Annotated in this window: 20 protein-coding genes; 10 read left to right on the plus strand and 10 right to left on the minus strand. The window is 68.8% G+C overall.

Translation table 11 applies throughout. The features are described 5' to 3' along the window. Positions 1-5 precede the first annotated feature (5 nt). Positions 6-980 carry an ROK family transcriptional regulator gene (locus AJAP_RS29665; protein ID WP_038517408.1) on the plus strand — a complete coding sequence of 325 codons (975 nt, stop codon included), beginning with the start codon at positions 6-8 and terminating at the stop codon, positions 978-980. Here AJAP_RS29665 and AJAP_RS29670 read toward each other — a convergent pair. The 5 genes from AJAP_RS29670 to ligD (AJAP_RS29690) all read right to left on the minus strand — a co-directional run bounded on the left by AJAP_RS29670 (position 958) and on the right by ligD (AJAP_RS29690) (position 5,721). Continuing rightward, entirely contained in the window at positions 958-2,346 is a 1,389-nt protein-coding gene (locus tag AJAP_RS29670) for an amino acid permease (RefSeq protein ID WP_038517411.1), read from the minus strand. The genes AJAP_RS29665 and AJAP_RS29670 overlap by 23 nt on opposite strands. Positions 2,347-2,378: 32 nt before the next feature. Continuing rightward, positions 2,379-3,743 (minus strand): pyridoxal phosphate-dependent decarboxylase family protein, encoded by a 1,365-nt coding sequence (locus AJAP_RS29675; protein WP_038517413.1) that lies wholly within the window; start codon positions 3,741-3,743, stop codon positions 2,379-2,381. 85 nt (positions 3,744-3,828) lie between these two features. Next, complete coding sequence (locus AJAP_RS29680) at positions 3,829-4,356, minus strand: MarR family winged helix-turn-helix transcriptional regulator (protein ID WP_143202581.1); 528 nt, start codon at positions 4,354-4,356, stop codon at positions 3,829-3,831. Positions 4,357-4,470: 114 nt separating this feature from the next. Next, a complete protein-coding gene (locus AJAP_RS29685; RefSeq protein WP_038517416.1) occupies positions 4,471-4,743 on the minus strand; it encodes a hypothetical protein in 273 nt (90 codons plus the stop codon). A 60-nt stretch (positions 4,744-4,803) separates the two neighbouring features. After that, entirely contained in the window at positions 4,804-5,721 is a 918-nt protein-coding gene (gene ligD / locus AJAP_RS29690) for a non-homologous end-joining DNA ligase (protein ID WP_038517417.1), read from the minus strand. A gap of 46 nt (positions 5,722-5,767) precedes the next feature. Between ligD (AJAP_RS29690) and ligD (AJAP_RS29695) the strand changes: the two genes are divergently transcribed. Further along, the gene (gene ligD / locus AJAP_RS29695; RefSeq protein WP_038517419.1) at positions 5,768-6,733 is read left to right on the plus strand and encodes a non-homologous end-joining DNA ligase; all 966 of its coding nucleotides are present in this window, start codon (positions 5,768-5,770) and stop codon (positions 6,731-6,733) included. On the opposite strand, the gene AJAP_RS29700 is transcribed toward ligD (AJAP_RS29695), so the two are convergent. Then, positions 6,711-7,106, minus strand: a complete 396-nt coding sequence (locus AJAP_RS29700) for a VOC family protein (RefSeq protein ID WP_038517421.1) — start codon at positions 7,104-7,106, stop codon at positions 6,711-6,713. The genes ligD (AJAP_RS29695) and AJAP_RS29700 overlap by 23 nt on opposite strands. Continuing rightward, entirely contained in the window at positions 7,103-7,945 is an 843-nt protein-coding gene (locus AJAP_RS29705) for a sigma-70 family RNA polymerase sigma factor (RefSeq protein ID WP_038517423.1), read from the minus strand. The genes AJAP_RS29700 and AJAP_RS29705 overlap by 4 nt, the downstream gene beginning before the upstream one ends. Before the next feature lie 106 nt (positions 7,946-8,051). Between AJAP_RS29705 and AJAP_RS29710 the strand changes: the two genes are divergently transcribed. The 4 genes from AJAP_RS29710 to AJAP_RS29725 all read left to right on the plus strand — a co-directional run bounded on the left by AJAP_RS29710 (position 8,052) and on the right by AJAP_RS29725 (position 11,756). Further along, a complete protein-coding gene (locus tag AJAP_RS29710) occupies positions 8,052-8,465 on the plus strand; it encodes a VOC family protein (RefSeq protein ID WP_038517424.1) in 414 nt (137 codons plus the stop codon). 142 nt (positions 8,466-8,607) lie between these two features. Further along, positions 8,608-9,423 carry a DUF4097 family beta strand repeat-containing protein gene (locus AJAP_RS29715; RefSeq protein WP_038517426.1) on the plus strand — a complete coding sequence of 272 codons (816 nt, stop codon included), beginning with the start codon at positions 8,608-8,610 and terminating at the stop codon, positions 9,421-9,423. Positions 9,424-9,574: 151 nt separating this feature from the next. Beyond that, positions 9,575-10,831 (plus strand): HNH endonuclease signature motif containing protein, encoded by a 1,257-nt coding sequence (locus AJAP_RS29720; RefSeq protein WP_038517427.1) that lies wholly within the window; start codon positions 9,575-9,577, stop codon positions 10,829-10,831. 310 nt (positions 10,832-11,141) lie between these two features. Further along, the gene (locus AJAP_RS29725; RefSeq protein WP_038517428.1) at positions 11,142-11,756 is read left to right on the plus strand and encodes a tyrosine-protein phosphatase; all 615 of its coding nucleotides are present in this window, start codon (positions 11,142-11,144) and stop codon (positions 11,754-11,756) included. On the opposite strand, the gene pip is transcribed toward AJAP_RS29725, so the two are convergent. Then, on the minus strand, positions 11,753-12,691 hold the full coding sequence (gene pip / locus AJAP_RS29730) for a prolyl aminopeptidase (RefSeq protein ID WP_038517431.1): 939 nt from the start codon (positions 12,689-12,691) through the stop codon (positions 11,753-11,755). The genes AJAP_RS29725 and pip overlap by 4 nt on opposite strands. 135 nt (positions 12,692-12,826) lie before the next feature. Between pip and AJAP_RS29735 the strand changes: the two genes are divergently transcribed. Further along, positions 12,827-13,924 carry a carboxylate-amine ligase gene (locus AJAP_RS29735; protein ID WP_038517433.1) on the plus strand — a complete coding sequence of 366 codons (1,098 nt, stop codon included), beginning with the start codon at positions 12,827-12,829 and terminating at the stop codon, positions 13,922-13,924. An 11-nt stretch (positions 13,925-13,935) separates the two neighbouring features. Here AJAP_RS29735 and AJAP_RS29740 read toward each other — a convergent pair whose 3' ends face one another. Then, the gene (locus AJAP_RS29740) at positions 13,936-14,541 is read right to left on the minus strand and encodes a response regulator transcription factor (protein ID WP_038524115.1); all 606 of its coding nucleotides are present in this window, start codon (positions 14,539-14,541) and stop codon (positions 13,936-13,938) included. Positions 14,542-14,998: 457 nt separating this feature from the next. Between AJAP_RS29740 and AJAP_RS29745 the strand changes: the two genes are divergently transcribed. Then, a complete protein-coding gene (locus AJAP_RS29745) occupies positions 14,999-15,697 on the plus strand; it encodes an AraC family transcriptional regulator (RefSeq protein WP_083649927.1) in 699 nt (232 codons plus the stop codon). Positions 15,698-15,775: 78 nt separating this feature from the next. Here the strand turns inward: AJAP_RS29745 and AJAP_RS29750 are convergent, their stop codons facing one another. After that, positions 15,776-16,771 (minus strand): DUF1702 family protein, encoded by a 996-nt coding sequence (locus AJAP_RS29750; protein ID WP_038517435.1) that lies wholly within the window; start codon positions 16,769-16,771, stop codon positions 15,776-15,778. 421 nt (positions 16,772-17,192) lie between these two features. Between AJAP_RS29750 and AJAP_RS29755 the strand changes: the two genes are divergently transcribed. Then, positions 17,193-17,798: a response regulator transcription factor gene (locus tag AJAP_RS29755; RefSeq protein ID WP_038517437.1), complete on the plus strand. Its 606-nt coding sequence runs from the start codon at positions 17,193-17,195 to the stop codon at positions 17,796-17,798. 167 nt (positions 17,799-17,965) lie between these two features. Beyond that, positions 17,966-18,745, plus strand: a complete 780-nt coding sequence (locus AJAP_RS29760) for an AfsR/SARP family transcriptional regulator (protein WP_038517439.1) — start codon at positions 17,966-17,968, stop codon at positions 18,743-18,745. Positions 18,746-18,766: the final 21 nt, after the last annotated feature.

Below are 18,766 nucleotides of genomic sequence, written 5' to 3' on the forward strand. Positions count from 1 at the left end.
GTCGCATGGCCAGGCTGTCCGGAGGGGATCCATCACTGCTGCGGCGGCTCAACGCCATCGCCGTCCTGCGCGCGCTGTACGCGGCCGAGGAACTCACCCTCGCGGAACTGGTCAAGGCGAGCGAGGTCTCCCGGCCGACCGTCGAGGAGATCGCCGCGGACCTCGGCGAAGAGGGCCTGGTCGAGGAGGTCCCGCTCTCCCCCGGCGCGCCGCGGCCGCGGGGCAGACCCGCCAAGCGGTACCGGTTCCGCCAGGAGTCCGGGCACGTCGCCGGCCTCGAGATCGGCCCGCATCAGGCGTTGTGCCTGGTCGCCGACCTGCGGGGCGACGTCGTCGGACGGGCGAGGGCCGCGCTCACCCCGGAAACGGCCGCCGCGGACCGGCTCGGCGCCGCGCACCGGGTGCTCGGCACGGCCGTCGAAGGCCACGCCAACGTGCGGATGCTCGGCATCGGCACCGCCGGTGTGGTGTCCGGCGGCAAGGTCGTCCACAACTACCGGCTTCCCGGCTGGACCGGCGTCGACCTGCCCGCGGAGTTCGGCGGCGGCTGCCCGGTGCTGGCCGGGAACGACACCGACCTCGCGACGTTGGCCGAGCACTGGTGCGGCGCCGCGCACGGCCTCGACGACGTCGTCTACGTGCGGGCCGGGGCCACCGTCTCGCTGGGCCTGCTGCTCGGCGGGAAACCGCACGCGGGCCACCACGGCGCGGCGGGCGAGATCGGCGCCCTGCGGCAGGCGGACGGGTTCGCCGAGCTCGTAGCCGCCACGGTCCTCGCCGTCGACCCCGAGCTCGTGGTGATCGGCGGCTCGGACGAGGAGTTGACGGCGAGGCTGCGCGCCGAACTGGCCCGCCTGGCGCTGTTCCCGGTGCGCGTCGAGACGTCGGCGCTCGGCGAAGACGCGGTCGCGCTCGGCGCGGTCCGGCTGGCGCTGAGCCGGGTGGAGCGCGAACTGTTCAGCGTCGCGGACGTCGCCTGAGCAGGCTGATCGCCACGATCAGCACGGCCACCGCACCACTGGTGAACAGCTGCGTCCGCGCGTCGGCGTCCGTCCACATGAGAACGAGGACGCCCGCCATCGCGAGCAGCGCGACCCAGCTGAGCCACGGGAAACCCCACATCCGCACCGGCAGGTCGGCGGCCGTGCCGTCGCGTTCCGCAGCCTTCCGCAGCCGCAGCTGGGAGACGGCGACGAAGATCCAGACCAGCAGGATGTTCGCCCCGATGGCGTTGAGCAGGAACGGAAGCACGTGTTCGGGGGCGAGGAAGTTCAGCAATACGGCCACGAAACCGAAGGCCACCGACGCGAGGACCGCCGTCCGCGGGACGCCCGCGCCGGACAGTTTCAGCATCGCGCGCGGCGCTTCACCGCGTTCGGCCAAGGAGAACACCATCCGCGACGCGCCGTAGAGGTTCGCGTTGAGCGCCGAGAGCAACGACGTCAGCACGACGAAACTCATCAGCAGCGCCGCCGACGGCACCCCGATCTTCTCCAGAATGGTGACGAAGGGGCTGGTGTTGGCCGAAGCGGACTCCCACGGCAGCAACAGCACCATCAGCGCCACGGAACCGATGTAGAACAGCAGCAGCCGCACGATGACCGTGCGCGTGGTGCGGCGGATCGAACCCGCCGGATCGTCGGACTCGGCGGCCGCGATGGTCACCAGTTCCATGCCGCCGAAGGAGAACGCGACCGCGAGCAGACCGGTCAGCACGCCTTGCAGGCCGTTGGGCAGGAAACCGCCGTGCCCGGTGAGATTGCTCAGCCCGACCGGCGTCGTCCCCGGCAGGATCCCGAACACCGCCAGCGTGCCGAGCACGAGGAAGGCGACCACGGCGGTCACCTTGATCGCGCCGAACCAGAACTCGAACTCCCCGAACGAGCGCACGGCGAACAGGTTCACCACGGTCAGCACCGCCATGAACAGCAGCACCCAGGTCCATTGGGGAACCTCGGGCAGCAACCCGTTCGCGATCCCGGCCGCCGCGGTCGCCTCGGCGGCGACCACGACCACCAGCAGCGACCAGTACAGCCAGCCGACGGTGAATCCGGCCCAGCGGCCGAGCGCCTTCTCCGCGTACACCGAGAACGAGCCACTGCTCGGCTCGGCGGCGGCCATCTCGCCCAGCATGCGCATCACGAGCACCATGAGCAGGCCCGCGACCACATAGGACAGCAGGATGCCGGGGCCCGCGGTCTTGATCCCCGCGCCGGTGCCGACGAACAGCCCGGCGCCGATCGCCCCACTGATGGCCAGCATGGTGACGTGCCGCCGCCGGAACCCGGTGCCGAGCGATTTCGTCTCGATCGCGGTCACGGGTTCGGCGGGACCTGGTGCGGGCATGGCGGATCCATTCGTCTGCGGTACTGGCGAGCTCAACCGCGGGACAACTCTTCCAGCCGTTCGTGCAGCCGGTCGACGTGGTCCTCGCTTTCGGGCTTCATCAGCACGCTACGCAGGATCCTCGCGCCGTCCGCATCCGCGTCGACCCCGGTGTGACGCAGACCGAACTGCGCCTCGCCGATCCGCAGCGTGCTGAGGAACACCGGCTCCCTGGCCGCGGCCATGCCGGTACGCAGGATCCGCGCGCTCTCCTCGTCGATCCTCGACAGCGAAAGCGGATCCGTCCGGGGGAAGTAGGTGACGATGTCGAGTTCCGGTGGCTGGTACAGGTCGAACCGCTCGGAGTCCTCCAGCAGCTTCGCCCACCGCAACGCCGCGCGGCGCCCGGCCGCGAGCACCCGGCCCAGCCCGTCGGGGGTGGGTGGCAGGACGCGGAAGGTGAGCCACAACGCGGCGGCGGCCGCGCCCGCCCGGGAGCATTCGAGGCTGATCTCGCCGAGATGCAGGTCTTCCGAGGTGAAGTAGGTGTACGGCGAATCGTGCAGGAAGAACCGGCCCACGCCGGGGTCCTTGAACAGCACCGCGCCGCAACCGTAGGGCTGGAGGCCGTGCTTGTGCGGATCGATGACGATCGAGTCGGCCTCGGCGATGGCCAGCCACGGGGCTTCGGGCAGCCCCTCGGGACCGTCCAAACCGGACAGAAGCCGGAAGAATCCCCCGTAGGCTGCGTCGACGTGCACCCGGACGCCGTAGCGCTCGCGCAGCGCCAGCGCTTCGTGGATCGGCTCCACGGTGCCCAGCGCGGTCGTCCCGGCGGTGAGGACGACGGTGCCGACCTTCCCGGTGCGCAGCAGATCTTCGAGCGCGTCGAGGTCCATCGCGCCGCGCGCGTCGACGGGAACCGTATGCCCCTCGACACCGAGGACGCCGCACATCCGTCCGTGCGTGTAGTGCGCCTCGGCGCTGTACGCGATCCCCTTGCCCGGATGCGTTTCCCGCGCGACGAACAGCGCCTCGAGGTTCGCGATCGTGCCGCTGGTGGTCAGATGCCCCAGATGCTCCCGGTAGCCGAACATCGTGGCCAGTGCATGGACGACCTCGCGTTCCATCTCGGCCGTCGCGGGACCGCCGTCGAGCGCGTGGTTGTTGGGGTTGACCAGCATCGCGGTCAGGTAGCCGACCACGGCGGCCGGATGCGGCGGTTTGAGCATCTGGCCGGCGTAGGACGGGTGGAAGAACGGGTAGTTGTCCTTCAGGCGCTCGGTGAGCTCCTCGAACGCGGTCTCGAACCGCCCGTCGGAGATCTCCAGCGACGGATGCGGCCGGACGGGGGTGAACGTCTCCGCCCACGCCTCGTTCGACGTCAACGCCTGACCGAGCCAGTACCGGAAGTCCATCAAGGGCGCCCTTCGCTTCGTTCGGCTCCAAAAAACGTAGGAGTCGCCGGAGGTCCCGCGCAACCGTCTTCGGTAGGGGCCGGTTCTACCGGGCCCGCCGCTCTTCGCCCTTCTCCTCCAGTTGCCGGACGATCTCCCGCAGCGAAGCGGCCAGCTCGGTGCACTTCTCGGAGCTGAGCCGTTCGGTGACGAACGCTTCCTCCTGGTTGAACTCCGGGAAGAGCTCCCGCATCAGCCGCTCCCCTTCCGGCGTCAGCGCGAGCAGCACCAGCCGCCCATCGACGGGGTGTTTGCGCCGGGTGACCAGGCCGTGCGCCTCCAGGGTCTTCATGACCCCGGTCAGCGTCCCCTTGGTGATCCCGGATTCCGCGGCGACGTGCCTGGTCTCCTTTTCGCCGAAGATCCACACCACCCAGAGCACCACGAACGCGGTCCAGGTGAGGCCCGCGGTGCGCAGTACCGAGTTCTCGAAATGCAGCCGGACCGCGATCGCGGCGCGGTGGAGATTGGCCACCGCCTCCATCCGCTCCCACAGCAGCGGGATACCGCCCAGTTTGGCCCGGACGGCGTTCTCGGTCTCGGCCAGCGTGTGATACCCGGTCAACAGCCACATCCTCACCGGCCCCGGAGGCACCAGCCCGGTGGGCGCGCACCCCCGCGCACCCGCTCCGCAGATCGTATGCGGAACGGGCGGGAGTCCACAGTGGTCTTTCCGGGTTGCTCTTCGCTAAGCGGCGGACGCCAAGGGCTCCAGCAGAACCTGTCCTGTTTCGGACAATTCCGCGGGTACCCGGCTGCCGGGAACGCCACCGTCCGGCAGCCGGATCAGGCCGGCGTGGGCGAGGCGGTGGGCCGTGCTCTGGTCACTGCACGGCAGGCCGTCGACGTAGAGATCGGGCTCCAGGCTGACGGTGATCTCGGCCCTGCCCTGTGCCACGGCTCGCAGCATGGCCAGGGCTCGCGCTGACCAGCCTTCGGGGTCTTTGGTGTTTTCGGTCATTCGGGGTCACTCCTCTGACCTGAGGTTTTCCCGGCGGACGCGGTTCAAACATGACTCGGGTCACCGTTGGGGCACGGCCGCGCGATGCTCGGCGATGTCGCCGAACAGGTCACCCATCTCCTCGACGCGTTCGAGCACCTGCTCGGCGGTGAACAGCAGGTCGGCGGCCTTGCGGCAGGCTTCGACCTCCTCCCAGGTCACCGGCGTGGAGACGGTCGGGACGGCGCGGCCGCGCAATGAGTACGGCGCGATGGTGGTCTTGGCGGTGTTGTTCTGGCTCCAGTCGATGAACACGCGGCCAGGGCGGATGGCCTTCGTCATCTTGGCGACGATGGTCTCCGGTGACCGGCGCGCGAGCTCCTCCGCGACGGCCTTGGCGTACTCGGAGGTGCGTTCGCCGGAGCGCGTGCGCACCGGGCAGTACAACTGCATTCCCTTGTTGCCGCTGGTCTTCGCGTACACCGTGAGACCGTCTCCGATGAGCAGGTCGCTGAGCGTCTCGGCCACCCGGCAGCAGTCGACGACGTCCGCGGGCGGCCCGGGATCGAGGTCGAACACCAGCAGATCGGGTGATTTCCGGGCGCCGCGCGGGCCGACGGTCCACTGTGGAATGTGCAGTTCCAGCGCGGCGAGATTGGCCGCCCACATCAGCGTCGGGAGGTCGCCGACGACCGGGTAGTCGAGCGTCTCCTCCCCGCCCCGGCGGCCGCGGTTGGTGAGCCGCGCGGTGCGCACCCAGTCGGGCGCGTGACGGGAAACGTTCTTCTCGTAGAACGGTTCGCCGTCGACACCGTCGGGGAACCGGCGGAAGGTGGCGGCGCGGTCGCGCAGATGCGGGAGCATCACCGGGGCTATCCGGCGGTAGTAGTCGAGGACCTCGCGTTTGGTGAAACCGTGCGCGGGATAGAGCACCTTGTCCAGATTGGACAGCCCCAGCCGCCGACCCTCGACCTCGACCGTTATCCGCTCCTCAGGCACCCTTCGACGATAGATCACCGACGGGGTTTCCGGGGTACCGTGAGGCATGAGCACCGTGCCGGACGCGATCGCCCCGATGCTGGCGACCGACGGCGACCTGCCCACCGGCGGGTGGGGATACGAATACAAATGGGACGGCTACCGCTGCTGCCTGCGTGTCGCGCGCGACGGCGAGACGCGGCTGACCAGCCGCCGCGGGCTCGACATCACGACGACGTACCCGGACGTCACCGGCGAAGCGCTCGATGGTCGCGAAGCCGTCCTCGACGGCGAGATCGTCGTGCTCGACGAGCAGGGCAGGCCCAGCTTCCCGCTGCTGCAGACCCGGCACCTGCGCACGCCGGACGCGTCGCTGCTGGAACGCAGCCCGGTGCACTTCTTCGCCTTCGACGTGCTGTTTCTCGACGGCGACGTCCTGCTCGACGAGCCGTACGAGGCCCGGCGCGAGGTGCTGACGTCCTTGGGTGCCGGCGGCCGCATCGCCATCCCACCGGGGTACACCGACGACGACATCTCACCCGATCAGCTGCTCGACGTCGTCCGGCAGCACGGGCTCGAAGGCTTGATCGCGAAGAAGCTCGACAGCCGCTACTACCCCGGCAAGCGGACACGGCAATGGATCAAACGGGCGCTGTGGCACACCCAAGAGGTCGTGGTCGGCGGCTGGCGTCCCGGCGACGGACGGCGCTCGGGAACGCTCGGCGCGCTGCTGCTCGGCGCCCATGACGACGCCGGCGACCTGCGGTACATCGGCGACGTCGGGACCGGGTTCAGCGACAAGGTCCTCGAAGACCTGCATGCCCGGCTCACTCCGCTGGAGCGGAAGAAGCCGCCCTTCGCCTCGGAGGTCCCGCGCGATCGGGCGCGGCGGGTGCACTGGGTGAAGCCGGAACTCGTCGGTGAGGTCGTGCACCGGAACTGGACACCGGACGGCCGTCTGCGGCATACGACGTGGCGGGGTTTGCGGGCGGACAAGACGCCTGAGGACGTCAAGCTTCCGTCCTCTGGATGAAGCGCAGCAGATTGCCGGAGGGGTCGAGGAAGGCGCAATCGCGTACACCTCCTGGCCGGTCGATCGGTTCCTGCATCACTTCGACGCCCGCGGCCTCGATGCGCTCAAAGGTGCCGTCGCAGTCGTCGGTCGCGAAGACGAGCCGGTTCAGTAAGGCCTTGGACATCAGATCCTCGATCGCGGACCGGTCGGCTGTTGAGGCACCGCGGTCCGCGTCGGGTGGTTCGAGGACGATCCGCACGTCCGGCTGCGAAGGCGGTCCGACGCTCACCGGTCCGTCACCCCACACGGTGAAACCGAGCACGTCACGATAGAAGCCGAGCGCGCTGCCGAGATCGTGGACGGCGAGCGTGCACGAGAAGAACCGGATCATTTGGCGCTGAGGAAGGCGATTTCGAGACCGCGGAGGCGTTCCGGGTCGGTGTCGATGTCGATCCTGGTGATCTTCCCGTCGTGAACGCTGAACGTGAAGACGGCCTTCGCCTCGCCGCGATGCGACCAGACGGCCGATGGATCCCCGCCGACCAGGGCCAGCCGGGCCGCCTCCGCGCGTCCGGAGAAGAAGGCCGCGACCGCGTGGCCGCCGCGGACCTCGCCGACCACGGCGTCCGGGTCGAGCACTTCGAGCAGGGCTTCGAAATCACCGTTTCGAGCTGCGGCCAGAAAGGCGGCGATGACCTCCCGCTTCGGGGATCGCGCGGCGTCCGTCTCGTCGGAAGCGGTCTGCACCCGGCGCCTGGCCCGGCTCGCGAGCTGCCGAGCGGCCGCCGGCGAACGGCCGAGGACGGTGCCGATCTCGCCGAACGACACGGCGAACACGTCATGCAGGACGAACGCGAGCCGCTCGGCGGGGTTCAGCTTGTCCAGCACCACCATCAGCGCGACCCCGACCGAATCGGCCAGCAGCGCCTCGTCCTCCGGGTCTTCCTTGGCGACATCCGGCACGCCGGGCTCGGGCGGCATCGCCCCCGCGGACTCCTCCCGTCTGGCGCGGCGCGATTCCAGCATGTTCAGGCAGACCCTGGCGACGACCGTGGTCAGCCAGCCCGCCGGATTCTCGATGTCGTCGGTGTCCGCGCGGCTGACCCGCAGCCACGCCTCCTGCACCGCGTCCTCGGCCTCCCCTGGCGAACCGAGTATCCGGTAGGCCACCGCCCGCAAGCGACCTTGATGCTCGGCGAACCGCTCGCTCACCCAATCCTGCTCGGCCATCTGTCACATTCCTCCGTCCGGGTCTGTCACATCGAATGACCGGCGAACCCGTCCCGATGTGACATCGCCGGTCCGACCACCCGTTTCGAATCCCCAGGAGACCATCATGAAAGCGCACGTCAGCTCGATCCTGCTCGGCGTCAAGGACCTGGCCACGTCCAGGGCGTTCTACACCGAGGGGCTCGGCTGGAAGATCAAGGACGACTACGGCGTCTCGGTGTTCTTCGAACCGGACGGCGGCTCGCGGGTCGGCTTCTACGGCCGCGAAGGCCTCGCGGGCCAGGTGGGCACGAGCCCGGAAGGCAGTGGCTTCAGCGGGCTCGTCCTCACCTACGTCGTCCGCAGCGAGGCACGCGTCGACGAGGTCGTCGCGGAGGCCGAGAAGGCGGGCGCCACGATCCTGAAGCCCGCGGGTGCTCTGCCGTGGGGCGGGTACGGCGGCACCTTCGCGGACCTGGACGGCTACATCTGGAGCATCGGCTACAGCGCGAAGGGCACTGATCAGCCGTACGCGGAGTGATCTTCCGGTGAGCCCTGGGCCCCTCGTGTTCTCGCGAGGGGCCCGGTGTCTCCGGCGTGTCAGCGCCGTGGCGGTCCGGTGTCAGGCGGGTCGGCGATCGTTGCCTCAACAACGAGAGATCACCACCACCAAGGAGTTCGAGATGTCCGTCTTCCCCACCCCGCAGCCGATCGCCGCCACGCTGACCGTCGCCGGCGCCCGGGTTCGCCTCACCGCGAGCGACCGCACCGACACGGTGGTGCTGGTCGAGCCGATCGACGCCACGAGCAAGTCGGACGTGAAGGTCGCCGAGAACACCAAGGTCGGCTTCGACGGCGGAAAGCTGTCGATCGAGACGAAGAAGGCCGGCGGCAAGAACGGCTCGGTCGCCATCACGATCGAGGTGCCCACCGGTTCCGAGCTGGTCCTGAACACGGCCTGGTCGGACGTCGAGGCCGACGGCCGGTTCGGCGATTGCGTGCTGGAGATGTCGTCGGGACAGGCCCGGATCGAGCGCGTCGCGGCGGTGCGGGGCAACCTCGCGGCCGGCGACGTCGCGATCGGGCACATCTCCGGGACCGTCGACCTCGACGGCGGCTCGGCCGGCGTCCGGATCGGCGAGGTCGAAGGCACCGTCAAGTACTCGGGCGCGACCGGGAAGGTCTGGATCGGGCACGCCCGGTCCGACGTCGAACTTTCCGGTGCCAGCGGAAGTTTCGACATCGACCGCGCCGACGGCGACATCGTCGCGAAGGCGGCCAACTGCCCGATCCGCATCGGACGGCTGTCGCGCGGCGAGGCCGAACTGGTGAACGCGTCCGGCGGTATCGAGGTCGGCGTCGACGGGGACACCGCGTCGGTGGATGCCAAGAGCACCAAGGGATCCGTGCGCAACTCCGTCGCGACCGACAGCGAGGCCGGGGTCAAGGTCTACGCCCGCACGCGGCTGGACGACATCGTCATTCACCGCGCCGCGTGATTCCGGCGGGCGGGGTGGGGCGGGTGGCCGCAGTTAGTCGACTAAATGCGGCCACTCACGCCCTCCGCATTGCCTTTAGGCGCCCTATACCTTTCGATATAGTCTGAATACGCTATAGCACAGGTGTTCGAATCGGCGTAGCGTTGATCTTGTGTCCAACGACAGCAGACCCGAGACGACGCCCGCCGAGTGGTGGCGCGTCGACACGGCGACGCTGCATGCGCGTAAACAAGAACTCGAAGTGTTGAAACGCCAACTGGATGCCGAGCAGAACGCCATCCTCGCCGAAATCAACTCCCGCGGGATCCGTGGCTGCAGCGGTCATTCGACGCTGGCCGGGCTGATACTCGAAGACTTCCTGGTGTCGGAGAAGGAAGCCGCCGCCCGCGCGGATCGGGTACTGGCCCTGCATCCCGGTCTGTCGATCGTTGGCGACCCTGAACCGCCGCTGGCTCCACTGACGGCTGAGGCTGCTGCGGAGGGCGCGATCGGTGGGAGTCAGATCGACGCGATCATCAAGACCCTCGCCCGGGTCCCGTCGAGTGTTCCGGATGAGGACGTGCGGGCTGGGGAGAAGATCCTCGTCGAGCTAGCCAGACATGCGGGACCACGCCAGATCGCCCGCGCCGGACGCCGTCTCCTGGACGAACTCGACCCCGACGGCAAAGAACCCCGCAACGACGACCCGAAGGAGACCCGGCCGGAGCTACGGTTCGTCAAGCACCGCGACGGCACTCTCGGCCTCAAGGCCCGGCTTGATCTGGAAACCTACGCCCGGTTGAAGTCTGACCTGGATCCGATGGCCAAGCCGCACAAGGCCATCGACGGAGTCCGGGATCCCCGGACTCAGGACGAACGTTACGGGGACGCCTTCACCGACTACGTCCGCCTGAAGACCACCAGCCGGAACCTCCCCGGCCAGGCCGGGGAAGCCACCCACATCCTCATCACCATGTCCTACGACGACCTGATCCGCGACATCGGTGAAGCCCACCTGGATCTGGTCGGCCCGATCAGTGCGACCGACGCCCGGATCCTTGCCAGCGATGCCCGCGTCAGACCCGGCGTCCTCGGCACCGCAGGCGAACCACTCGACATCGGCCGCTCCAAACGCACCGTGTCACTGGCCCAGAAATACGCGCTCACCCTCCGGGACGGAGGCTGCGCGTTCCCCGGCTGCGACATGCCCGTCCCCCGCTGCACCGCCCACCACATTGTTTTCTGGCGACACCACGGCGAAACCAAAATCGACAACCTCGTACTCCTCTGCACCAAACACCACCGACTCATCCACCGCAGCGAATGGAAAGTCCAGATCGCCCAAGACGGCCTACCCGAATTCACCCCGCCCGCTTACCTCGACCCGACCGGAACACCAAGGAGGAACACCATGCACCTCAGGACATAGGCCGGACCGCGACTGCTCATGTCGCGTCCGCCTAGCAACCCGTACGGCGAAGGTGGCTGCGCTCCGACGCCCCGATGCGCCCAATGTGGCATTGGGGACGCTCACCGTCTCCCATGCCACATTAGGCGCACTCAACTCGCCGACCTGGGGGCGTAAAGCGAACCCGGCCGCAACCAGCAAGGCGCGAAGGGGCCTATCGCCGCATCAGACGCAGCGAAAGCTCCCTTCGGCCCACTGACAAACGCGTCGCCTTTGCCTTACTCCTCGATAAGCTCGAACCACGCCGACAACCTCATCTAGGAGTCGCTCGATGAAGCTCGACTGGGCCGGCTGCCTCAACAGCCGCGACGTAGGCGGATTACTGTCGGCCGATGGACGGCGGATCCGGTTCGGCGCGCTTCTCCGGTCCGACAGCCACAATCGGCTGACCGCCGAGGGAATAGCCGCGGTGCGCGCGGCGGGGATCGGCCGGATACTCGACCTCCGGTGGGCGCGGGAAACCGCGCGGGAGCCGAGCCCGTTCGCGGACGATCCCGTGTACCGCAACGCGCCCTTGATCGCCGAGCTGGCCGAGCAGGGCACGACCATGCCGGACGCGTATCGCACGATGCTCGACGACAATCGACGTCAGATCACCGGCGTCTTCGTTCAGCTGAGTGACGCTCCGCCCGGACCGCTCGCGGTGCACTGCAGTGCCGGGCGCGACCGGACGGGAGTGCTCGTCGCGCTCGCGCTGAGCGTCGCGGGTGTGCCGGCCTCGGCGATCGCCGAGGACTACGCGCGCACGGAAGGATGCAGCGGCGACACGATTCTCCGCACCTTGGCCCATCTGGAAACCCGCCACGGGGGCGCATATGACTACCTGACGAAGGGAGGAGCCACCAGGACTCAGCTAAGCCAGGTAAGGGATCGTCTGCTCTCCTAAGACCCAGCGAACCGGTCCAGCGCCGCGAGCTTCCAGGCCCGTTTCACGTCACTCGAATGGTGTCCCGAATCGTCGTCGATCAGCAACTCCGCGCCGGGCCAGGCGCGGGCGAGTTCCCAGGCCGTGTCCACTGGGCAGCTCAGGTCCCGGCGTCCGTGGATCAGCACGCCGGGAATGTCCCGCAACAGGCCCGCGTCGCGGATCAGCGCGCCGGCTTCCAGCCAGGCGGCGTGGGAGTAGTAGTGCGTGACGATGCGCGCGAAGGCGAGTTCCCACTCGCCGGTCGGACCATTGTGGACGGTCGCGCCGGGTTCCAGTGACAGCACGGTATCCTCCCAACGGCACCAGGAACGGGCGGCCTCGATCCGGACCCGCGGGTCGGGATCCTCCATGAGCCGTGCGTAGGCGGCGACCAGATCACCCGGGATATCACCGCGAAAGCGGGCCCATTCCTCGGGAAAGAACCGGCCCGCGCCGTGATACAGCCAGTCGATCTCGGACGGCCGTGTCGTGCTGATGGAGCTGACGACGATCTCGGTGACCCGCTCCGGGAATCGTTCGGCGTAGGCGAGCGCGAGTGTCGTGCCCCATGAACCTCCGGTGACGAGCCAGCGTTCGATCCCCAGGTGTTCTCGCAGGCGTTCCATGTCGGCGACGAGGTGGTCCGTCGTGTTGTGCCGCATGTCGGTCGCCGGATCGCTCGCGTGCGGGGTGCTGCGGCCGCAGCCGCGCTGATCGAACAGCACCGCGCGATAGCGGGCCGGGTCGAACATCCGCCGCATCCCCGGCGTACAGCCCTGCCCGGGGCCGCCGTGCAGCATGACCGCGGGCTTCCCTGCCGGATTCCCGCAGGTCTCCCAATAGAGGACGTTGCCGTCACCTACATCGAGCAGTCCCTTGTCGTACGGCTCGGCGGGCGGGTACAGCTCGATCATGAACCGAGACTAGACCGTCAGTGAGGCCCCGAAACACTTTCGCCGCAACGAAGTTCAGCACACCGGCCCTTTCCTCGCCGCGCGGAAAGGGGCAGATTCAGAACTTCACCGGAGAAAACCCACGAACGGGGAACCATGGCCGTCGACGGCATGAACTACACCCTCGGGGTGGAAGAGGAGTTCGTCCTGCTCGACCCGATGGACGGCTCGGTCGCGTTGCGCGCGCCCGAGCTTCTCGAAAGCCTCGCCCCCGGACCGGACGTCACCGGTGAGCTGATGCGGTTCCAGATCGAGACCGCGACCGGGGTCTGCCGCGGCCTGGACGAGGTGCGCTCGGAGCTGACCCGGCTGCGGCACCTCGTCGCGACGGCGGCGGAAGCCGACGGCTGCCTGATGGTGGCTGCGGGGATCCCGCCCGGCGGCCTGCGGGGAGACACGCTCACGCCCGAGCCGCGGTACCGGCGGATGGCGCAGGCGTTCCCGGAGCTGATCGGCGAAGCCGGGACGTGCGCCTGTCATGTGCACGTCGGCATGCCGTCACGGGATCTCGGCGCCCGCGTCCTCGCCGGGCTACGGCCGTGGCTCGCCCCCTTACTCGCCCTCAGCGCCAACTCCCCGGTGCAGAACGGCGCCGATTCCGGCTGGTCGAGCCGACGCTTCCCGATCTGGGACCGCTGGCCGACGGCGAAACCGCCCGACGAATGGTCCGGCGCGGCCGCGTACGACCGGAGCATCGGGGAGGCCTTGCGCCGCGGCGCCGCCCTCGACGCGGCGGGCGTGTACTTCTACGCGCGCCTTTCCCCGCGGCATCCCACGGTCGAGGTACGGATCGCCGACGTCTGCCTGGCCGTCGACGACGCGGTGCTCCTCGCGGCTCTGGTACGCGGGCTGGTCGCGACCTGCGCCGGGACGGCGAGTGCGCCGCGAGTCCGCGGCGCCCGGATCGACGCCGCCTTGACGGCCGCCGCGCGCCGCGGTCTCGACGGGCCGGGTATCGACGTCTTCACCGGCCGGGAGACCGATCAGCGCGAACTGCTCGGCGAACTCGTCGACTTCATCCGGCCGGCGCTCACGGCCGCGGGCGACGCGGACGACGTCGACCGGGGATTGGACTCACTGTTCGAACACGGGACCGGCGCGACCCGGCAACGCCGGTTGCTCGCGGAGGCGGCTTCTCCCGGCGAGTTCGCCGCGGATCTCGCCCACGCGACGATGAACGTCCCGGCCCGGTAGGCGAGCCGGCGTCACAGCCAGCCGGACTCGCGCGCGATCCGCACGGCGTCGACCCGGTTGCGGGCGCTGAGCTTCGAAACGATCGTCGTCAGGTAGTTCCGCACGGTGCCGGCGGACAGGAACAGTTCGGCGGCGATCTCGGTCGGGTCGGAGCCGACCGACGCCAGCCGGAGCACCTCGATCTCGCGGGCGGTGAGCGGGCAGTCCTCGCTGTCCCAGGCGGCGAGTGCCAGGTCGCCGTCGACGACGCGCCGTCCGGCGGCGACCCCGCGGACCGCGTTGGCGAGCCGGTCGGCGGGCGCGTCCTTGCGCAGGAAACCGTTGACCTTCGCGGCCAGCGCCCGCCGCAGGGTGCCGGGGCTGCCGAGCGAGGTGAGGATCAGCGTGCGTACGCCGGGCAGCTGCTCGTGCAGCTCGGCGGCGGCGGTGAGCCCGTCCTTGCCCGGCAGGTCGATGTCGATCAGCGCGATGTCGGGGCGCGCGGACTGGGCGAGCGGCAGGATCTCGTCGCCACTGGCGCATTCGGCGACGACTTCGATGTCGGGTTCCAAACCGAGCAGCGCGACCAGGGCCCCCCGGACAATGTGCATGTCCTCGGCCACCAGGACCTTGATCATCGACCCCATCTGCCTTTCGCCTGCGTCTCGCCCCACGAGCCGACGATACTATCCTCACACACTCGTTCCGCGAAATGGAAACCGGCCCTTGACCGCCGTGGGGGGACGCGGTCAAGGGCCGGTTCTGTGTTGCCGCGGGAATACGTTCTTCGGACCGCGCCAACACGGCCGGGGAGGTTCCGGCGTGAATGCGCTACCAGGAATTATCCGGCCACCGGCCACCGGGATCCAGTGCGCGCACCACCGGCGCGCCATGGTTTTCGCATGCTCCTCGCCGCGTGAAATTTTCACGTCGGCGCACACATGAATCCATATCCGGCGATGAATCAAGCACTTCAGGAGAAGCCGTGACGAACACTACTGTCGGAAACCACAAAGCACGCCAGAATTCCTCGAGCGAAAGGACGGCACAATGGATGAGACTGTCCGGCGAGCCGTGGAGCGAGCCATTGGGGCCATGAACGAGAAACTGGGCGAAGAGCTCACTATCGACGACATCGCCCGCGCCGCGACCTTCAGCAAATTCCATTTCACCAGGGTGTTCCAGCAGGCCACCGGGGTCTCGCCCGGCCGGTTCCTGTCCGCGCTGCGGCTCGACGAGGCCAAGCGCCTGCTGCTGACCACGTCGATCACGGTCGCCGACATCAGCCACCGCGTGGGCTACAACAGCGTCGGCACCTTCAGCACGCGGTTCAGCAGCCGCGTCGGCCTGTCCCCGTCCGCGTACCGGCGGCAAGGCGGCTTCCAGCGCGGCCTGGCCGGCGAGCCCCGTCCCGGCCCGAAGCGGGCGACCGTCCGCGGTTTCGTGTCGGCGCCGCCGGAGATCTCGCCCGGCCTCGTCTTCGTCGGTCTCTTCCCGACGCGGATCCCCGAGGGCGCGCCCGTGCGGTACACGGTCATCGACGCCCCCGGCGCCTATCAGCTGACCGAGGTCCCGGAGGGCGAGTGGCACCTCGTCGCGCACTGCGTGACCGGCCCGCTCACGCGCCGCGGCACCGGGTACACCGGGCACCATGGCCCGATCACCGTCGAGCCGGGGGTCACCGCGCGGCTCGCGGACCTGCGGGTGCGCCCCAAGCGCCTGTTCGACCCGCCGGTCCTGCTGGCGCTGCCCGACCTGCGGCACCGGCCGGAGCCGTTCAAGCGCGCGGCCTGAGCTTCGCCCGGATGTCAGGAAAGGGTCGTTCAAGACGGAAAACGTCTTGAACGACCCTTTCCTGACGTCCACGGCGCCTCAGGCGGACAGCCTGCCCACCGAAGGGGCCAGACCGTCCCGGATGTTCCGCCGCCACAGCTCGTAGGCGGGCGTCCCGTCCGCGGCGTCCTCGGTGACCTCGGTCGAGTCCGCCAGCTCGACGGCCTCCTCGATGCTCAGCCCGGCCAGCGCACGGGCGGCGCGGCGGGTGTGCGGCGGGACGAACGACGAGAACGTCCTCGCCTTCACCGCGAACACGACGCCGAGCCCGAGGTGGTCCTGGTGCTCCCCCGACGCCTCGCGGAGCCTCACCAGCCCTGACCGGTCGCAGCCGCCCGCGAAGGTCGCGGCCAGCCCGACCCCGCTCCACAGGTCCGGACGGCGCCCTGCCGGGAAGCGGTTCACCGCCTCGGCGACCTTCACCGGATCGCCGCCGTTGATGAACCACAGTGCCCGCCCGATGCCCTGATCGCAGGCGCGCGGGAAGTACGCGGGGGCGCCCGCCCACGGGTACGGCTTGGGGACGAACTGCTCGTCGACCCACCGCCTTGTGTCGAAGTAGGCGCGGTCGAAGGCGTACCCGTCGACGGCCAGCCAGCTCATCGTCGGATGGAACGGCACGCCGTCCAGATCCGGCAGCACCTTCTTCCACAGCGGCCGGGGCAGGCGGGCCATCGCGAACCCGATGCCGATGTAGGTCAGGAACACGTGCGGGAGCCCTGGCCCGCTCATCAGTTCGGCCGTGCGGTCCTTCCGGCCGCCGGGCATGACGTCGAGGATGGTGAACGCCATCGCCGCGCCCTCGTAGGCGAACCCGCGCATCTCCGGCTCGACCATGTCCAGCCGCCGTTCGGCCTCCCACAGCTCCGGCGCGTCGATCCCCCACTCGAAGCCGCACACGACCGCCTGCGGGATCGACTCCAGCCGCGCGGTCGACGGCGTCCTCGGCACTCCGAACCCGCGCCCCTCGAAGCCGACCGAAGCCAGCGAAGGCGCGAACATGACCTTGCGCAGGGCACCCAGCAATGAGCTCATCTTACGTCCTTTGTGGATAGTGGTGGCTTCGCGCGAACCGGCTCATGCCGAGGAGACCATGCCGCGATCGACGTCCGATCGAGCCTGGCGCCGGTACCGCCGAACAGTCCATCGCCGCCTCCGAAAGGAGGGAATTCACCCGTTCGCCGGACTGATTCACCGGAATGGAACGTACTCGACAGGGAATGAAAACCACTCGAGGTAGCAATTTTACCTTCTTCTTTCCTGACAGCGAGTAATCGATCGCTCGCAGTTTCAGTACCCTCGAAGCCGCGCCATCGTCGCAGCTCACCGCCACGTTGATCAGCAAACGCAGGCCACAAGGAAAGGCGCAACCTTGGATCGTGCGATTTCGATTCACTCTTCCGGGTTCACTATGTACACTGAGAGTTAGCGCGTTTCTGGGGAAGAGGAGGTCGGAGTGATCCGAGTCCTATTGGCCGAGGATATGCACATGGTCCGTGGCGCGTTGGTCGCCCTGCTGAACCTCGAGCAGGACATCGAGGTCGTCGCCGAGGTCTGTTCGGGCGACAAGATCCTCCCGATGGCCGCGGAGTATCTCCCGGACGTCGCGATCATCGACATCGATCTGCCTGCCAAGGACGGGCTCGCGGCCGCTTCCGAGCTCTGCCAGCAACTTCCGAGTGTCCGCACGCTGATCCTCACCTCGCTCGGCCGCCCGGGCACCGTGCGCCGCGCGCTCGACGCGAAGGTCAACGGCTTCCTGCTCAAGGACGCGCCCGCCGACAAACTCGCCAACGCCGTCCGTTCGGTCGCCATCGGCCGCCGGGTCATCGACAGCGAACTCGCGTTGTCCGCCTGGGAAACGGAAGACAGCCCGCTGACCCCGCGGGAAGCCGAGATCCTCCGCCTCGCCGCGAACGGGCGCACGGTCGCCGACATCGCGGCGGAGCTGTTCCTGTCGCCGGGGACCGTGCGGAACTATCTGGCCACCGTGGTCACGAAACTCAACGCCCGCAACAGGGTGGACGCCATTCGCATCGCCACCGAGTCGGACTGGCTCTGACGTTTTCCGCGTCTTCTCTTTTGCCACAACCGGTTCATCGCTCCAAGTCGTGACGATCGCATACGGCACAACGAAAAAATCATGGTCCACCGGGTGTTTCCGGCACTGTTCCGAAGGTTCCGCCTCTGTCACCGTCATCGAGGGGGAGTCCGCCGGAGGGGCAGGGGATGCACGCGATGACCATCGAACCGGGTGACACGGCCAGGGTGCTGGGGCCACTCGAGCTGCACATCGGCGGGGCCGATCGCGCGCCGAGCACGCCGAAACTCCTGCAACTGCTGGCGATGCTGCTCATCCGTCCCGGCAAGACGGTCCATGTCGACTCCCTCGTCCACGAGCTGTGGAACGACGCGCCGCCGCGCAGTGCCCGCCGGACCCTGCACACCTACGTCCACCATCTCCGCCGTCATCTCGACCCCGAAGGCAACGGCGGCGTGCTGGTCACCAGTCCGCCCGGGTACCGGCTCGAGATCGACGCCGGCGTGGTCGACGTGTCGGAGTTCCACCGGCTGCACCGCCTCGGCCGCGACCTGCTGGACGAAGGCGACAACGCGGCGGCCGCACACGCGTTCCGTACCGCACTGGACCTGTGGTCCGGTCCCCCGCTGGCGAACATCCACTGTGGACCGACCCTGGCCGCCTACACCGTCTATCTGCTGGAGCACCGGCGCAACGCCCGCGACCTGTGGATCGAGGCCGAGATCCGCGCGGGCAGGCACCGGGAGATGCTCGGCGTGCTGCGGTCGCTGACCACCGCCGACCCGTTCGACGAGACCCTGCACGCCCAGCTGATCCGCGCGCTGGGGCTCAGCGGACGGCGCAGCGACGCGCTGGCGTCCTACGAGTGGCTGCGCACCAGGCTCGAGGACGAACTGGGGGTGACACCCTGCGCCGAACTGCGAGAGCTGCACCGCGAACTGCTCTCCGAGGGACATCCGATCCGCTGAACGAGCACCGCCCGCCACCAG

It is taken from the genome of Amycolatopsis japonica, assembly GCF_000732925.1.
Lineage (GTDB): Bacteria > Actinomycetota > Actinomycetes > Mycobacteriales > Pseudonocardiaceae > Amycolatopsis > Amycolatopsis japonica.

Excerpts from the sequence above, each read along its gene's own strand:
- pip (WP_038517431.1), bottom strand. The coding sequence starts at position 12,691 with ATGATCGAGCTGTACCCGCCCGCCGAGCCGTACGACAAGGGACTGCTC.
- AJAP_RS29700 (WP_038517421.1), bottom strand. The coding sequence starts at position 7,106 with ATGATCCGGTTCTTCTCGTGCACGCTCGCCGTCCACGATCTCGGCAGC.
- AJAP_RS29665 (WP_038517408.1), top strand. The coding sequence starts at position 6 with ATGGCCAGGCTGTCCGGAGGGGATCCATCACTGCTGCGGCGGCTCAAC.
- AJAP_RS29760 (WP_038517439.1), top strand. The coding sequence starts at position 17,966 with ATGCACGCGATGACCATCGAACCGGGTGACACGGCCAGGGTGCTGGGG.
- AJAP_RS29715 (WP_038517426.1), top strand. The coding sequence starts at position 8,608 with ATGTCCGTCTTCCCCACCCCGCAGCCGATCGCCGCCACGCTGACCGTC.
- AJAP_RS29685 (WP_038517416.1), bottom strand. The coding sequence starts at position 4,743 with ATGACCGAAAACACCAAAGACCCCGAAGGCTGGTCAGCGCGAGCCCTG.
- AJAP_RS29750 (WP_038517435.1), bottom strand. The coding sequence starts at position 16,771 with ATGAGCTCATTGCTGGGTGCCCTGCGCAAGGTCATGTTCGCGCCTTCG.
- ligD (WP_038517419.1), top strand. The coding sequence starts at position 5,768 with ATGAGCACCGTGCCGGACGCGATCGCCCCGATGCTGGCGACCGACGGC.
- AJAP_RS29735 (WP_038517433.1), top strand. The coding sequence starts at position 12,827 with ATGGCCGTCGACGGCATGAACTACACCCTCGGGGTGGAAGAGGAGTTC.
- AJAP_RS29675 (WP_038517413.1), bottom strand. The coding sequence starts at position 3,743 with ATGGACTTCCGGTACTGGCTCGGTCAGGCGTTGACGTCGAACGAGGCG.
- AJAP_RS29725 (WP_038517428.1), top strand. The coding sequence starts at position 11,142 with ATGAAGCTCGACTGGGCCGGCTGCCTCAACAGCCGCGACGTAGGCGGA.
- AJAP_RS29740 (WP_038524115.1), bottom strand. The coding sequence starts at position 14,541 with ATGATCAAGGTCCTGGTGGCCGAGGACATGCACATTGTCCGGGGGGCC.
- AJAP_RS29705 (WP_038517423.1), bottom strand. The coding sequence starts at position 7,945 with ATGGCCGAGCAGGATTGGGTGAGCGAGCGGTTCGCCGAGCATCAAGGT.
- AJAP_RS29745 (WP_083649927.1), top strand. The coding sequence starts at position 14,999 with ATGAACGAGAAACTGGGCGAAGAGCTCACTATCGACGACATCGCCCGC.
- AJAP_RS29670 (WP_038517411.1), bottom strand. The coding sequence starts at position 2,346 with ATGCCCGCACCAGGTCCCGCCGAACCCGTGACCGCGATCGAGACGAAA.
- AJAP_RS29710 (WP_038517424.1), top strand. The coding sequence starts at position 8,052 with ATGAAAGCGCACGTCAGCTCGATCCTGCTCGGCGTCAAGGACCTGGCC.
- AJAP_RS29680 (WP_143202581.1), bottom strand. The coding sequence starts at position 4,356 with ATGTGGCTGTTGACCGGGTATCACACGCTGGCCGAGACCGAGAACGCC.